Source organism: Caballeronia sp. LZ032 (assembly GCF_031451315.1).
Taxonomy (GTDB): Bacteria; Pseudomonadota; Gammaproteobacteria; order Burkholderiales; family Burkholderiaceae; genus Caballeronia.
Window position 1 is genome coordinate 973,186 of record NZ_JARUXP010000003.1, and the last position, 15,567, is coordinate 988,752.

13 protein-coding genes and 1 riboswitch are annotated in these 15,567 nt (G+C 65.5%); of the genes, 6 read left to right on the forward strand and 7 right to left on the reverse strand.

Annotated features, from left to right (window positions below; genetic code table 11):
• Positions 1-60 precede the first annotated feature (60 nt).
• Positions 61-1,116 carry a substrate-binding domain-containing protein gene (locus QCE69_RS25815; RefSeq protein WP_309933731.1) on the forward strand — a complete coding sequence of 352 codons (1,056 nt, stop codon included), beginning with the start codon at positions 61-63 and terminating at the stop codon, positions 1,114-1,116.
• A 9-nt stretch (positions 1,117-1,125) separates the two neighbouring features.
• On the opposite strand, the gene QCE69_RS25820 is transcribed toward QCE69_RS25815, so the two are convergent.
• From QCE69_RS25820 to QCE69_RS25830, 3 genes are all read right to left on the reverse strand, one after another.
• Positions 1,126-2,682: an AMP-binding protein gene (locus QCE69_RS25820; RefSeq protein WP_309933732.1), complete on the reverse strand. Its 1,557-nt coding sequence runs from the start codon at positions 2,680-2,682 to the stop codon at positions 1,126-1,128.
• Between the two features lie 337 nt (positions 2,683-3,019).
• Positions 3,020-3,304 carry a hypothetical protein gene (locus QCE69_RS25825; protein WP_309933734.1) on the reverse strand — a complete coding sequence of 95 codons (285 nt, stop codon included), beginning with the start codon at positions 3,302-3,304 and terminating at the stop codon, positions 3,020-3,022.
• Between the two features lie 519 nt (positions 3,305-3,823).
• Positions 3,824-4,720 carry a LysR substrate-binding domain-containing protein gene (locus QCE69_RS25830; RefSeq protein ID WP_309933736.1) on the reverse strand — a complete coding sequence of 299 codons (897 nt, stop codon included), beginning with the start codon at positions 4,718-4,720 and terminating at the stop codon, positions 3,824-3,826.
• Positions 4,721-4,819: 99 nt separating this feature from the next.
• Between QCE69_RS25830 and phnA the strand changes: the two genes are divergently transcribed.
• From phnA to QCE69_RS25850, 4 genes are all read left to right on the forward strand, one after another.
• Positions 4,820-6,043, forward strand: coding sequence for a phosphonoacetate hydrolase (gene phnA, locus QCE69_RS25835; protein ID WP_309924379.1), 1,224 nt, complete (start codon positions 4,820-4,822; stop codon positions 6,041-6,043).
• Between the two features lie 47 nt (positions 6,044-6,090).
• Complete coding sequence (locus QCE69_RS25840) at positions 6,091-7,371, forward strand: MFS transporter (RefSeq protein ID WP_309933737.1); 1,281 nt, start codon at positions 6,091-6,093, stop codon at positions 7,369-7,371.
• A gap of 217 nt (positions 7,372-7,588) precedes the next feature.
• Positions 7,589-9,043 carry an MFS transporter gene (locus QCE69_RS25845; protein WP_309933738.1) on the forward strand — a complete coding sequence of 485 codons (1,455 nt, stop codon included), beginning with the start codon at positions 7,589-7,591 and terminating at the stop codon, positions 9,041-9,043.
• 45 nt (positions 9,044-9,088) lie between these two features.
• On the forward strand, positions 9,089-9,979 hold the full coding sequence (locus QCE69_RS25850) for a class I SAM-dependent methyltransferase (protein ID WP_309933739.1): 891 nt from the start codon (positions 9,089-9,091) through the stop codon (positions 9,977-9,979).
• 40 nt (positions 9,980-10,019) lie between these two features.
• On the opposite strand, the gene QCE69_RS25855 is transcribed toward QCE69_RS25850, so the two are convergent.
• Positions 10,020-11,177 (reverse strand): ParB/Srx family N-terminal domain-containing protein, encoded by a 1,158-nt coding sequence (locus QCE69_RS25855; RefSeq protein WP_309933742.1) that lies wholly within the window; start codon positions 11,175-11,177, stop codon positions 10,020-10,022.
• A gap of 215 nt (positions 11,178-11,392) precedes the next feature.
• Positions 11,393-11,580, forward strand: a riboswitch (FMN riboswitch).
• 87 nt (positions 11,581-11,667) lie between these two features.
• Here QCE69_RS25855 and QCE69_RS25860 point away from each other — a divergent pair.
• Positions 11,668-12,165 (forward strand): 6,7-dimethyl-8-ribityllumazine synthase, encoded by a 498-nt coding sequence (locus QCE69_RS25860; RefSeq protein WP_309924388.1) that lies wholly within the window; start codon positions 11,668-11,670, stop codon positions 12,163-12,165.
• 30 nt (positions 12,166-12,195) lie between these two features.
• Here the strand turns inward: QCE69_RS25860 and QCE69_RS25865 are convergent, their stop codons facing one another.
• Genes QCE69_RS25865 through QCE69_RS25875 form a run of 3 tightly spaced genes read right to left on the reverse strand, consistent with a single transcriptional unit; the run spans position 12,196 to position 15,563 of the window.
• The gene (locus QCE69_RS25865; RefSeq protein WP_309924391.1) at positions 12,196-12,990 is read right to left on the reverse strand and encodes a glucose 1-dehydrogenase; all 795 of its coding nucleotides are present in this window, start codon (positions 12,988-12,990) and stop codon (positions 12,196-12,198) included.
• A 19-nt stretch (positions 12,991-13,009) separates the two neighbouring features.
• A complete protein-coding gene (locus tag QCE69_RS25870; RefSeq protein WP_309933744.1) occupies positions 13,010-14,470 on the reverse strand; it encodes an FGGY family carbohydrate kinase in 1,461 nt (486 codons plus the stop codon).
• Positions 14,471-14,480: 10 nt separating this feature from the next.
• Positions 14,481-15,563: an ABC transporter permease gene (locus tag QCE69_RS25875; RefSeq protein ID WP_309817168.1), complete on the reverse strand. Its 1,083-nt coding sequence runs from the start codon at positions 15,561-15,563 to the stop codon at positions 14,481-14,483.
• Between the last annotated feature and the right edge of the window lie 4 nt (positions 15,564-15,567).

Consider the following 15,567-nt stretch of genomic DNA (forward strand, 5'->3'; position numbering starts at 1 on the left):
AGAATCCGAGTTCTGCCTTGCCCGTACCGTCCGGACAAGCACGCGCCTGGAGTCAGCCTGATGGCCAGTCACAAGCCCGCAAGAAAATCGACGATCTACGATATCGCCCGCGCCACGGGTTCATCCACCTCGACGGTCAGCATGGTGCTGAACGGCACGTGGACGCGTTATCGCATCAAGGAGGAAACCGCGCAGCGCGTGCTCGAAAGCGCGCGCAAGCTCGGCTACAACGTCAATCTGAAGGCGCGCGGCCTGAGGTTGTCACGCTCGGGGCTGGCGGGCATGGTGCTGCCGCACTATCGCAACCGCTTCTTCGCGGGGCTCGCGCAGACGTTTGAAGATCAGGCGCGCAATCGCGGCCTGTGTCCGATCGTGGTCGGCACGCAGCGCGACCCGGCCGTGGAAATCAGCGTCACCGAAACGCTGCTCGCGCAACGCGTGGAACTGCTGTTCATCGCGGGGGTGCGCAATCCGGCGCCGCTGAACGAGCGCTGCGCGGCGGCGGGCGTGCCGTCAATCAACCTCGACCTGCCGGGCGACGGCGCGCCGTCGGTCGTGTCGGACAATCGCGGCGGCGCGCGCGCGATCACCGACGTGCTGCTCGACAAACTGCTCGCGCAAGGCAAGTCGCCGCACGAGCTGGTGCTGCTCGGCGGCATTCCCGGCGAATACGCCACCGATTCACGCATCGCCGGCTTCCGCGACGCTTTCGCCGCGCGCGGCATCGAGCCCGCCGCGGATGCCGTCGATTCCTGCGGCTACAACGCCGCCGCCGCGCGCCGCGCGCTGGCGGCGCGCCAGGCGGCGCTGGGCCGGCTGCCGGCAGGATTGCTGATGAATTCGATCACCGCGTTCGAAGGGCTCGTGCAGTTCACCTCGACACTGCCTGCCGAGGCGTGGCGTTCGCTGGTGGTCGGCTGCTTTGACTGGGATCCGTTCGCAGCGCACCTTTCCTTCGACGTGACGATGCTGCGTCAGGACGTGGAAGCGATCATCGCGGAGGCGTTCGCGCTGACGGATACCTACGATCCCGCCGGCCGCTCCGTGGTGGTCGTGCCCACGCGCTTCGGGGCGATCTTTGAAGAAGCCGAACAGACCCGCGAGTTCGATCGCTAGCTCCGGCGCTCATGCACCGAGCGCGGCTTCCTGCCCCGGCATCGTGTCGTCCGGCACGGCCAGCGCCAGGCGGCCGATCGCGCCGCGATCCACCTTGCCCTGCTCGGTGAGCGGCACGCGCGGCGCCGTCATCAGGTGCACGGCCTCCGCGACCTGCCGGCCGCAGTTCAGCTCGATCGCCCGCCGGCACAACGCGAGATTCAGTGACAGGCCGGGCCACGGCATCACGAGGACGTTCCATACCTTGCTGGAAGCGGGATAGTCATTCGACACCGCCACGGCGTAGCGCACCTGATGCAACGCGCACAGCGAGGCTTCGATCTGAGCGGGTCCGAACGGCACGCCGCCCATGTCGATGACCTCCGTCGCGCGGCCGAGCACATGCAGAAAACCCTGCGCGTCGACCATGCCGACGTCGCCGGTCATGCACCAGCCGCCGCAGAACTTGAGCGCCGAGTCGACCGGCTGGTTGCGATAGCCCTGCGCCACCGAAGCCGACTTCACCTCGATGCGGCCGCTTTCGCCCGGCGCCGCCAGCAAGCCGTCGGCACGGCGCAGGCGCAGGTCGACGCCGTTGCGCACGCGCCCCGAGCTTTCCAGCGCGGCGGGATGGGGGAGATAGTCTGACGGCGTCAGCACGCTCACGAGACCGGCCTCGCTTGCGCCGTACATGTGCGTGAGCACCGGACCGAAGCGTGCGAGCGCGCGCCGCAGCAGGACGGCCGGCGCCGAACCGCCGATATGCACGATCGAGCGCAGCGAAGACAGGTCGCGGGTGCGCGCGTCCGGATGATCCATCGTCTCGAACAGTTGCGGTTCGACCAGCAGCAGGTCGGTGATGCGTTCGGCTTCGATGGTCGCGAGCGTGTCGGCGGCGTCGAAGCCGGGGCGCAGGATCACCGTGCCGCCGCCCGTCAGCGTCTGATCGACGAGCACTTGCGACAGATAGGCCAGCGCGCCGTTGACCAGCTGGCGGCGCTGCGGCGCAGGCGTGGCGCCGACCATCGCCGAATACGCGGCGAAGCTGCGCAGGCTGGCTTTCGGCACGCCGGTCGAGCCGCCCGACGACGCCACCATGGCGAGATCGCAGGGACGCGCGCGGCTCGGCAGCGGCGCGGCGGACTGCAAGGCCGCGCGAAAGTCGAGGCGCATGGAGGCCAGGCCCGTGCCGACATGCACGACCCGCACGCCCACATCTTCCGGCACGAGATGCGCGGTCTCCGCGAACGCGACGAGCAACGCGGGGCGGATGCGTTTCAGCAACGCGGCCCGATCATCGACAGAGGCGGCCGCGGGCAGGAACATCGAGGCCGCGCCGAGCAGGTTGGCCGCGTAGTGGATGGCGAGCGCGTCGGGGCAGTTCGGCGCGAACAGCGCGACCAGCGAACCACGTCCGATGCCGAAGGTTTCGAGCGCGCGCGCGTGACGGAAGATCGATGCACGCAGCGTGCGGCCGTCGATATCGGTATCGCGATAGCGCAGCACCGGCCGGCCGGCGTGCTGCAGCAACTGGTCGAGCAGGATCTCGACGTAGGAGCGGAAGGCCGCTTGATTTTGATGGTCCATGACGGTGTCTCCCTCGACGATCAATGGACGCAGTCTGCGCGGGCAAAATGAGTTGGGAATGAGCAGGCTTGCGGTGTGTAAAGGCCAAATTTTGTGCCGGCGGGCTCGCGTCACGTTCCTGGTCACGCTTCCCATACTGATGCTCTCGCCGTCGGCCGTTTTGCCCATCGATTCGCCGGCACGCCACGTGCCGCGAGCGCACAGTAAAGGGAGCACGCGATGTTTCGTTTCGCCGGGAAAGTATTCGCGCCACGCAGGAAATCGAACCAGCGCAGGCGAGCCGCTCATCCGCGTCGAATGGGTCCGCCGGCTTCCACCAGGCCGCCGAAGCGGCGTCTTACATCGAAGAGGACGATCCGCGCGACGAGTTGCGGATCGTGCATTCGCTCCAGCGCGGCGCGGACGTGCCCGAGCACATGGACGCGATATGTCGGATTGGGTCAAGGTAGCGGAGTCGGACGTCCTGCAGGAACGGGCCAAGGGAACCGACGTCGCGGATTCCGGCAGTGAGCCGGACCTCGTCGAGTTGCTGCAATTCGCCGGCGAGTTGCCGCAATTCAACGAAACGATGATGGAGGAAACCTCGCCAGGCGCAACGACTGGTCACGTGCACCGCTTTCAATCAAGCCGCTCCGACGCAGAGTATGTCCGGCAGCACCAACGGGCACTACGCACGCCGGTCCTTCAACGTGGTCCGCGACAACTTTCGTTCGGGCGGAATCAAATCGGGCAACAAGTTCCGCAGAGGCGACATGCAGAGCATTCACCGCCTGCACGCCGCCATGGCGACTGTCCCGGAGGTTCAGTCCGCCACTTACCGAAGCACGCCGACGGACTACTCTCCCGCCTTGTTCGCGCGCGCCTGCCGCGTGCCGGCGAGCGCGCAAGATCACGCGGGCCTGACGGACTATGAGAACTGCTGGGTCGTCGATCCCTGGCGGGACTCGTCTGCCCGGCACACGACTACTGCCACGCGTTCGATCAGAAAATGGCCAAATGAGCCGACCGGCACAAAGCGCTGTCCTGGAATAACGAATGGATCGAGCCCACGGATCCACACTGGCTCCTGGCCGTCATGAACGGACCCAAACACCCCGTTGCGGCACAACCCGCGTCCAGCGTGGCTCCGTTCCCGGCGTAGTTATCCGTCCGTCTCCTCGTCCCCGTTCGCCCGCAGCCAGTCGACGAAGTCGCGCATGTGAACCGGCTTGTCCGCATCCAGCGGCACCAGCGCGTGATACGTCGCGCCGTTCGACGTCAGTTCCGGAAAAGGCATGCACACGCGGCCGGACGCGCAGTCGGCGTCGAGCGTCGGCAATGGGCCGATGCCAAAACCCAGCCCGTCCACCACTGCCTGAAGCGTCACGAAGAAGTGATCGAACCGCAGCATGCGATGCGCGCGCAACGCGGCGTGACCGGCGGCATCGAGCCACGCTTCCCAGTCGCCCGGACGCGTCTCGCTGGTCAGCCAGGTCGCGGCGGCCAGCTCTTCGACACGGCTCAGACCCGTGCGCTCCAGCAGCGCCGGGCTCGCGATCACCGTCATGCGCTCCCGGAACAGCGGCCAGCTCTGGAACTGGCCGCCCGGCGGGACGTAGCGGCGGATCGCCAGATCGAAACTGCCGCGCAACGCGGGTTCGGTGGACATCGCGGTGGACACGCGCACGTCCACGTCCGGATGACGCTCAGCGAAACGCGGCAGCCGCGGAATCAGCCAGCGCATCGCCACGGTCGCCGACGCGCTCACCCGGATCACCTTCACGCGATGATCGCGGCCGTAGCGCTCGGCGGCATCGGCGATATGGTCGAACGCCGCGCTGATTTCCCGCGCGAACGCCCGCGCATGCGGCGACGCCGCCATGCTCTGCCCTTCACGCGCGAACAACGGCTGGCCGAGCCACTCCTCGAGGATCGCAATGTGCCGGCTGATCGCGCCGTGCGTCAGGTTGAGCTCGCGCGCCGCCGCCGAATAACTGCCCGCGCGCGCGGCGACTTCGAACACACGCAACGCATTGAGAGGAGGAAGCTTGGATCGCATATGTGATTTTTTCTGACAGGTATCGCGTCTTTATTTCGATTGTGTGAGCGAAACGCTCATCTTACGCTGGGAACCGACTCAACCAGACAAGGTGCGCTCATGTCCTCCCCGATCATTGTCAACTCCCGTTCCTATCAGATGCCTGCGGCGCCGACCATCGTGGTGTGCGTCGACGGCTGCGAGCAGGAATACATCAACCAGGCCATCCTCGCGGGCGCGGCGCCGTTCCTCGCGCGACTCGCCGACACCGGCACCGTGCTGACCGGCGACTGCGTGCTGCCGTCGTTCACCAACCCGAACAACCTGTCGATCGTCACCGGCGCGCCGCCTTCGGTGCACGGCATCTGCGGCAACTTCTTCTTCGACGAGGAAACCCGCACCGAAGTGCTGATGAACGACCCGAAGTACCTGCGCGCCCCGACCCTGCTCGCGGAGATGGCGCGCGCGGGACAGCGCGTGGCCGTCGTGACGGCGAAGGACAAGCTGCGCGCGCTGCTGGGTCACGGTTTGCACGGCATCTGTTTCTCGGCGGAAAAGGCCGATCAGCTCGATATCGAGGTGCACGGCGTGACCGGCATGATCGAGCGGACCGGCATGAGCTTGCCTTCGGTGTACAGCGCGGAGCTGTCGGAATTTGTGTTCGCGGCCGGGCTGTCGCTGCTCCAGCATGAGCGCCCGGATCTCATGTATCTCTCGACCACCGATTACGTGCAACACAAGCACGCGCCCGGCACGCCGGAGGCCAATGCCTTCTACGCGATGATGGACCGCTACTTCGCGCAGTACCACGACGCCGGCGCGGTGCTCGCGATCACCGCCGATCACGGCATGAACGCGAAGACCGATGCGCTCGGCCGCCCGCGCATCGTCTTCCTGCAGGACCGGCTCGATGCCCGCTTCGGCGCCGACGCCGCCCGCGTGATCCTGCCGATCACCGATCCCTACGTCGTGCATCACGGCGCGCTGGGTTCGTACGCGACCGTGTATCTCGGCGAGCGCGCGCCGCAGCGCGACGTGACGGAATTCCTGGCCGGTCTCGCGGGCGTCAGTGCGGTGCTCACGCGCGCGCAGGCCTGCGAGCGGTTCGAATTGCCGCCGGACCGCATCGGCGATCTGGTCGTGCTCGGTGAACGCCTGACCGTGCTCGGCAGCGCCGCCGACAAGCACGATCTCTCGGGTCTTACCGTGCCGTTGCGCTCGCACGGCGGGGCATCGGAGCAACAGGTGCCGATGCTCTTCAACCGCAGGCTGAGCGGTATCGATGCAAGCCGCCGGCTGCGCAACTTCGACGCCTTCGACCTCGCCCTCAATCACCTCGCCTGATATCACCCGACGAGCGCGACACAGAATCGCGCCCACCAGGAGACACCATGCCCTCTGATACGCCCGACGTTCTGGATTACCAACTATCGCGCCACGAAACGACGCGCGCGCAATATCGCTGGCGCGCGCTGATCGGCGTGACCTTCTGCTATCTGTTCTATTACACCGGGCGGCAGACGCTCGGCTTCGCGGTCGCCGGCATCCAGCACGACTTCGGGCTGTCGAAATACGAGCTCGGCTGGATCAGCGCGACCATGCTCTGGTGCTATGCGGGCGGGCAGTTCGTCAACGGCAATCTCGGCGACAAGCTCGGCGGCAAGACCATGATGATCGCGGGCGCAGTGTTGTCGCTCGCGGCGAACTGGCTGTTCAGCTTCGGCCACGGCTTCGTGTTCTTCCTGCTCGCGTGGGGCCTGAACGGCTTCTTCCAGTCGATGGGTTTCGCCCCCGGCAGCCGCCTGCTCTCGAACTGGTGGGACGACCGCCATCGCGGCTTCGTGTACGGCGTGTACGTGGGCTTCTCGGGATTCTCGTCGGTGCTCGCGTACATCCTGCCTGTGCTGATCCTGGGCACACTGCATCTCGGCTGGGTGTGGATCTTCCGGCTCGCGCCGCTCTCGATGCTGCTCGGCGCGCTCGTGCTGCTGTGCTTCGTCGCGGAGCGCCCCGAAGACAAGCACTTGCCTGCCGCAGAATCGTCCGCTGCACCCGCCTCTCCCGGCGACGACCTGAGCAGCGCGCAACGCTATCGGCTCGTGCTCGGCAACTGGAAGCTGTACATCACGGGACTCGCCATCGGTCTGCAGAACGCGGCGCGCTATGCACTCGTCGTGTGGGTGCCGGTGCATTTCCTCGGCATGGACTGGAAGACCTCGTCCTCGCTGATCGATCCGAAGTGGATCACCATCGCGTTGCCGGTCGGCATGGCGCTCGGCTCGCTGTCGAACAGCTGGATCTCCGACGTGCTGTTCCAGGGCAAGCGCTATGTGGCGATCGTCTGGTACATGGTGCTCGCCTGCGCCACCGCCATCTGCATGATGTTCGTGCCGCACGGCAGCCTGCTGGGCGTGGCGCTGCTGTTCCTGTGCGGCTTCTTCGTGTTCGGACCGGCCTCGTCGTTCTGGGCGCTGTGCCCGGATCTCTTCGGAAGGCGCGCGGCCGGCACCGCGACCGGCGTGCTCAATACGATGTCGTACGCGTTCGCGGGCATCGGCGAGCCGGCCATCGGTCACGTCATCGATGCGACCGGTCACACGACCATCATCTTTCCGATCGTTGCAGGCCTGTGCGCGGGCAGCGCATTGATGTCGATGCTGATCCGGCGCTGAGCCGGACGGTCGTCGTGGCAGGGGCGGCAGGACCGTGCACGTCCGCGCGGAACCGCAGCCGCAGGGTTAACGAGAACATCGCCGATTGCGATGCCCCCGCTGCCGAAGCAGCACTTTTCGCACGCCGCCGCCCCGTCTAGATTGGCCAGCAATGAGATGGAGGCGCGCGCGGAGTGATACGAGCCTGCGTCATCCAGAAAAACGACTGGAGACAATCATGGCCATTTCGGAAAGCGCCCCGCTACCCGAAACCCTTCATGCCGCGCCTTCTCGGGCCGTGGCTGCGGACACCGAGCCGCCCGGCCCCGGCGGCCTGATTTCAGCGCGGCTCGACCGCCTGCCCGCGACCCGCGCCGTCTGGAAGCTGATCCTGCTGCTGAGTCTCGGCTTCTTCTTCGAACTCTACGACCTGCTGTTCACCGGCTATATCGCGCCGGGCTTGGTGAAGAGCGGCCTGCTCACCCCGACCACGCCCGGCCTGTTCGGCACCTCGGGCGTCGCGAGCTTCATTGCGGCGCTGTTCTGCGGACTGTTCATCGGTACGGCGGCGTGCGGCTTTCTCGCCGACCGCTTCGGCCGCCGCGCGATCTTCACGTATTCCATGCTCTGGTACGTCGCCGCCAATACGGTCATGGCCTTCCAGGACAGCGCCGGCGGCCTCAACTTCTGGCGCTTCGTGTCCGGACTCGGCATCGGCGTCGAGCTGGTCACGATCGGCACTTATCTCTCCGAGCTCGCGCCCAAGCATCTGCGCGGCCGCGCCTTCGCTGTGTGCCAGGCGGTAGGCTTTTCAGCGGTGCCGGTCGTGGCGTTCTGCTCCTGGCTGCTCGTGCCGCGCGCGCCGTTCGGGCTCGACGGCTGGCGCTGGGTCGCGCTGCTGGGCGGCGTGAGCGCGCTGTTCGTCTGGTATTTCCGGCGCAACTTGCCGGAAAGCCCGCGCTGGCTCGCGAGCAAGGGCCGCATCGACGAGGCCGATGCCGTGCTGAAAACCCTCGAAGCCACCGTGGCGCGGCAGCACGGCGCAGCGTTGCCGCCGCCGGGCGCACCCGAGCCGGTCGCGCGCCGTGCCGGTTTCGCGGACATGTGGAGAGCGCCGTATCGCCGGCGCACGGCCATGCTGATCCTGTTCCACATCTTCCAGACAGTGGGCTTCTATGGCTTCGCCAACTGGGTGCCGACGCTGCTCGTCAAGCAGGGCATCACGGTGACGTCGAGCCTGCTGTACACCACGATCATCGGACTCGCGGCGCCGCTCGGCCCGCTGCTCGGCTATCTGATCGCGGACCGCTTCGAGCGCAAGCATGTCATCGTCGCCATGGCGGCGCTCAACATCGTGAGCGGGCTGTTGTTCAGCCAGACGTCGTCGGCGCCGTTCATCGTCGTGCTCGGCGTGTTGCTGACGCTGGCGGGCAACATCATCTCGTTCACGTATCACGCCTATCAGCAGGAGCTTTATCCGACCGCCATCCGCGCGCGCGCCGTGGGCTTCGTGTATTCATGGAGCCGGCTGTCGGCGGTGTTCAGTTCGTTCGTGATCGCGTTCACGCTGAAGGAGTTCGGCGTCACGGGCGTCTTCGTGTTCATCGCCGGGGCGATGACGCTCGTGATTCTCGCCATCGGGCTGATGGGACCGCGCACGCTCGGGAAGTCGCTGGAGAGCATTTCGCATTGAAGGGAGGCGTTGACGCGCGGTATTCGTCTCGTCTCGTGCGATCTGATGCGCTACTATCTGCGCTGGTATCCACCGTTGCGAGATCGACTGCCCATGAGCGACTCGAATCAACAGCGCATCCAGTTCGCCTGCAATATTTGCGGGACTGCCAATGAGGTGGAAAAATCACGCCTCACGCGGGAAGAGCCGAGTTGCTCGTCGTGCGGTTCGACCGTGCGGATGCGCTCGATCGTTCAGGTACTCACGACCGAACTCTTCGGCAAAAGCCTGACCATCGACGAGATATGGCCGCCGCGCCCCGACATCGTCGGCATCGGGATGAGTTGCTGGGACGTCTATGTGAACCGGCTCATGCACAAGCTTCGGTACACGAATACCTTCTACCATCAGGAGCCGTTCCTCGACATCACGAAGATCGATCCTTCAATGGAAGGAACGCTCGATTTCATCGTATCGACGGACGTCTTCGAACACGTGGCGCCGCCTGTGTCCAGGGCCTTTGAAAATGCCCGCCGCCTGTTGAAACACAACGGCGTATTCGTCATGTCGGTGCCGTTCGGTACCGGCGACGCCTCGCAACCCGACACCATCGAATGGTTTCCCAACCTGCACGACTGGCATCTCGAGAATCCGGATGGCGACAAGTGGGTCCTCCACAACACCACCGTCGATGGCAGACATGAGGTCTTCGAAGACCTGTGTTTTCACGGCGGGCCGGGCAGCACACTCGAGATGCGGCGTTTCGTACGGCACGACCTCATCAGGCAACTGGTCAACGCCGGCTTCAACGACATCACGTTCTACAGCAAGTCACACTTCGCGCATGGCATCCATTGGCCGCACAACTGGTCGGTGCCGCTCGCGGCGCGCGTGAAGAAGCGGCGGCGGTCCTTGCTGGACTGGCGCGCAGCCCCGCCAGTGGTTCGGGAAGCCTGATGCGCGGCGCCGTCCTGGCCGGACCGCGCCGCGCGCATCCTTACTTCAGCCCGTTACGCGTCTTGTAGTCGAGCGCATAGGCCAGCTTGCCCGGCTTCGAAGCACTGAGCGGCTTCAGCAAATCGCCGAACTCGCCCTTGCTGTACTTCTTGCCCGCATTGATCGCGTCGAGCCGGCCGAGGTCCTTGCCAGTCTTGCCGTCGATGACGGGATCCGTCGTCGCGACCATCTTAAGCGAAGCATTCCACACCGCGTTCAGATAGCCGCTACCGGCGGTTGCGGGATCCGGATCGGTCGCGCCGGGCGTGGTCAGCGTGTAGCCGGTCAGCGGGAAGTTCGCGCGCAGCCAGTCGGCCCAGTAGAACTCGAGGAAATCGGTGGACGGCGTGGGCTTGCCATAGCCGATGTCACGCGTGAAATACACCAGCGAGCGGTACACGTCGTTCTGCATGCCCTGCTTCAGGCCGAGACCGGTGGGCAACTGCGCCGCCGCGATGGGCGCGCCGTTGGCGTCCTTCAGGCGCGTGTAGCCGCGGTTCTGCATCTCCGACCAGAACGTCGTGCCCGAGTACGCGCTCAGGTTGTCCTTCACGATGACATGCACATGCAGCGTCGGACCGCCGTCGGGGACTTCGTAGTAGGTCGAGAGACCATGATGGCCGTCGGTCAGATACAGCGAGTCGCCGTTCGGGCCGATCACGACCGGGTTGAGGACGGTCGTGTCGCGCTGGGCGGTGTAGGTGGTCGTGCAGGTGAAGCTGGTGGAATCGGTCAGCTTCGAACTGGCCGACGAACCGTCCGTCGCCAGGCTGTCGAGACCTTCGTCGGCGCAGAAGTCATCGAACTTCTTGGTCGGATCCGCCTCGTAACGGCCGAGCTTGTAGTAGATCTGGTCGTAGCCGAGCGCGGCCTGCGTCGGATGCAGTTCGCCGAGCGTGACGTCGAGCATCTGGCCCGCGCTCGCGGCGGCCCATTGGCCGGCTTGCGGCGGCGTCGAGACTTCAGGGGACGAAGCCGAGGTTGGCGCGGAGGCTTCGGTCGGCGCGGAGGCCTCGACGGGCGACGATGCGCTGGCGGGCGCGGAAGCCGTATCGGTAGCGGCGGCCCCGTTCGCGGTCGGGGTCGTCGAATTGCCGCCGCAAGCGGCAAGCGCAATCAGCAGTGGCAGTGTGGTGCTCAGGGCGATCTTGCTATACACAGGTTGATCCCGGAGGGAGAAAGTAAGCAGGCTTGTCAGAAACCCGCGAGCTTGCCGTAGGGATGTGAAAGACGCGTGAAACCAGCCGGATTGTCGTCCGATTTGTGTGGCCGATCCGGCAAAACGAAGCCCGACAAGCCCAAGGGGCATCCGGCGCACGCACGCGGATCATGATAAGGTACGCCTCGTTTCCCGAATCTCGATTCTTTCGGGGAACACGTTCTCGGGGCGGGGTGCGATTCCCCACCGGCGGTAATCGTTTCCTGTTGCGGGAGACGTAGCCCGCGAGCGCTCACCGGTTGTTCTGCCTGTCCAATCCCATTGGACCCGGCGCACCGGCGAGGTCAGCAGACCCGGTTGGATTCCGGGGCCGACGGTATAGTCCGGATGAAAGAGAACAGGACGGCTCGCGCCGCCCTTCGTCACGCTGCGCGCGTGCGGGGGCTAACGGCTGTCCTTCGCCCTGTTCACACCAAACAGGCTGAAGTCCATGAACATGAATCACTCCATCGAAGCACAGGCTGTCTCTTCCGCAGGTTCCAACCGTCCGCGCGTCGCCTTCGTCCAGGCTTGCTGGCATCGCGACATCGTCGATCAATGCAAGACCGCCTTCATCGAGGCCATGCTCACGAAGGGCTATACGCGTGAGGACATCGATCTTCATGAAGTGGCGGGCGCCTTCGAAATCCCGCTGCACGCCAAGCATCTCGCGCAAAGCGGACGCTATGCGGGCATCGTGGCGGCGGGACTCGTGGTCGACGGCGGCATCTACCGTCACGAGTTCGTCGCGCATGCAGTCATCGACGGCCTGATGCGCGTCCAGCTCGATACCGGCACGCCGGTGTTCTCCGCGGTCCTGACTCCGCATCACTTCCATCACGGCGAAGAGCACGTCCGCTTCTTCAGCGAGCATTTCCTTGTGAAGGGCGCCGAGGCCGCGCATGCCTGCGCCGACACCATCGCCAAGCTGAGCGCGCTGCCGGTCTGAGCATCGCGCTCCTGCCGCCGGTTGGCATGCTCAGGACATGAACATGCCGCCGTCGACGTTGACGGTCTGGCCGGTGATGTACGCCGCGTCTTCCGAAGCGAGGAAGGTCACGAGTCCGGCCACGTCCGCGCCGTTGCCCGCGCGCTTCATCGGAATGTTGGCGACCCACTCCGCCATCAGTTCGCCGGGCTTGTAGTCGCCGAGCAGCTTGCCCCAGGCTTCGTCGTTGTACGACCACATGTCGGTGGTGATGATGCCCGGGCAGAACGCGTTCACGGTGATGCCGGTGGGCGCCAGTTCCTTCGCGAGACTCTGCGTGATGCCGAGCACGCCGAACTTGCTGGCCGCATAGTGCGGCGTGTACACGAAGCCCTGCCGCGCCTGCCCCGACGCCGTATTGATGAGCCTGCCGGTCTTGCCCGCCCGCAGCATGCGCGTCGCCGCTTCCTGGCAGCACAGGAACACGCCCTTGGTATTCACGGCCATGACCTTGTCCCACTCGCCTTCGGTCAGTTCCGGCAGCTTCGCGATGGTGATGACGCCCGCATTCTGCACCGACACGTCCACCTCGCCGAAGGTGGCCGCCACTTCCTCGTAGAGCGCCACGACCTGCTGCTTGTCCGTCACGTCCATCTCGACGGCCAGCGCCTCGAAGCCTGCTTCCCGCAGGTGCGCGGCGGCATCGTGCACGCTTTTCTCGTTCGCGGTCACGCAGACTTTGGCGCCTTCCCGCGCGAACCGCTCCGCGATGGCGAGTCCGATACCCCGGCTGCCGCCGGTCACGACCACGACCTTGCCTTCGAACCGCTTGGCTTGATAAGTCACGTTCCCTACTCCCAGGTTTTCAAAGTCGATTGATCCAGCGCAGCCATTGCGCATGATTGTCCGCGGCCGCCGCGACGCCGCTTCCCGGCTCCACGCGCCGCGCCACCACGCGCTTGGACTGATACGCATCCAGCGATTCCGCCAGTCCCGCCTGACATCCCGCCAGCGCCGCCGCGCCCGCCGCCGAGATCTCGCTGACGGCAAGCGTGCTGACGGGCCGGTCCAGCGTGTCGGACAGGTATTGCAACAGGAACGACCGCTGCGTCAGGCCGCCGTCGAGATACAGTTCGGCGAGCGGCACATCGGCGGCCTGTTCCATGACCGTGATGACGTCCTTGATCTGATACACGATGGATTCATACGCCGCGCGCGCCACGTGCTGCCACGACGTCGAGAAATTCAGCCCGACGATCTGCGCGCCGCCCGGATATTTCCAGTGCGGGCAGCCGATGCCCGAGAACGCCGGAATCAGGAACACGCCGCCGTTGTCGTAGTCGGTGAAGGCCTGTTCGGCGTGGGCGAAGTCGTCGAAGAGATGCAGCTTTTCCTTGAGGAACGCGGGCGTGGAACCCGCGCTGATGACGATGCCTTCCAGCGCGTAATCCACGCGCTCCCCGATGGCGAAGCACAGCGTGGACACGAGTCCGTGCTCCGGTTCGTGCGCCTTCGCGCCGACGTTCATCATGATCGACGAGCCCGTGCCCATCGTCGCCTTGGCGACGCCCGGACGCAGGCATCCTTCGCCGACAGCGGCCGCGTGCGAATCGCCGATCATCGCGAGAATCGGCAGCGGGCGGGCGAGCAGGCCGTCGAAATCGGTCGAGCCGAAGTCGGAGGCCGAGGGCCGCAGTTCCGGCAGCCGCAGTCCTTCCAGCCCGAACAGCGCGACGAGTTCGCGATCCCATTCGAGCGCGCCGAGATTGAGCAGCATCGTGCGCGACGCGTTGGTGTAATCGGTGCGATAGGCCGCGCCCTTCGTCAGCCGGTACAGCAGCCAGCTGTCCACCGTGCCGAAGAACGCCTCGCCCGCTGCGATGCGCGCGCGGACGCGTTCATCGTTCTCGTTGAGCCAGACGAGCTTGGTGCCGGAAAAATACGGATCGATCAGCAGGCCGGTCTTCCGCGCGATCAAAGGCGCGAGCCCGTCGCCCTTCATGCGTTCGCAGATGCCGAGCGAGCGCTGGCACTGCCACGACACCGCCGGCACGATGGGCTCGCCCTGCCGGTCCCAGAGCACGACCGTCTCGCGCTGGTTCGAGATGCCGATCCCGGCGATCTCACCTTGATATCCGCTCAGGCATTGGCGCACCGCCACGAGCACCGACTCATACAACGCATTCGCATCCTGCTCGACGAAACCCGTGCGCGGCGTGTCGCAAGTCACCGGCGCGAAACCGCGCGCATGCACGTGGCCTTCGTTGTCGAAGATGAGCGCCTTGGTGCCGCTCGTGCCTTGATCGATTGCGAGAATGGTCTTCATCGTCCGGGCCTCATGCGGTGAGCGACACCATGCGCGACTGGAGACGCTGCTGCAACTGGTCGACGACCACCGCGAAGATGATGACGAGGCCCTTGATGACCATCTGCCAGAAATCGCTGATGCCGCACATCACCATGCCGTCGCCGAGAATGCTGATCACGCACGCGCCCACCACCGAGCCGAACACCGTGCCGCGCCCGCCCATCAGCGCGGTGCCGCCCAGCACCACTGCCGCGATGGCGTTCAGTTCATAGGTCTGGCCGGTCAGCGGATGCGCGGTCTGCAATTGCGCCGTGATGACCAGCCCGACAATCGCCGCGCAAAAGCCCGAGAACATGTACACGAACAGCTTCACGCGATTCGTGCGGATGCCCGAGAAGCGCGCGGCCTGCTCATTGCCGCCGATCGCGTAGATGCGCCGTCCGAGCGGCGTCTTGCGGGCGATGAAGATGGTGATGGCGGCGAGCACGATCATGATCCAGACGGGCATCGAGAGGCCGAGGATCGTGCCGTTGCCGATGAACTCGAAACCCGTGTTGCCGAGCGCCGGATTGCCTTCGAGGTCGGCGAAGGTGCTGCCGTTGTTGACCAGCAGCGCCGCGCCGCGCACCACGTAGAGCATGCCGAGCGTCGCGATGAAAGGCGCGACGTTGAGCATGGTGATGAGATAGCCGTTCACGGCGCCGATCAGCGCGCCAAGCAGACAGGCGATGAGCGCGACGCCCCACGGATTGAAGAAGACCACGTGATGCCCGATCTTCACGCCTTCGAGCAGCAGATAGCCCGCCGCCATGCCGCTGATGCCGACGATCGACCCGACCGACAGATCGATCCCGCCGGTGAGGATCACGAGCGTCATGCCGATGGAAAGAATCGCGACCACGGTGACGTGCTTCGCCATGATGAGCAGGTTGCCGGTGGAGAGAAAGCTTTCCGTGGCCAGCGAGAACACGATGATGATCGCGAACAGCGCGATGAAGATGCGCAGCTTGAGCAGGTTGACCGCGATGCGCGCCGCGGCGTAGGCGCCCTGGCGATTGTGCTTCGCGTGGACCGGCGTCACCGGTGGATTGCTGCTGTTGGGTGTATTCATGGTT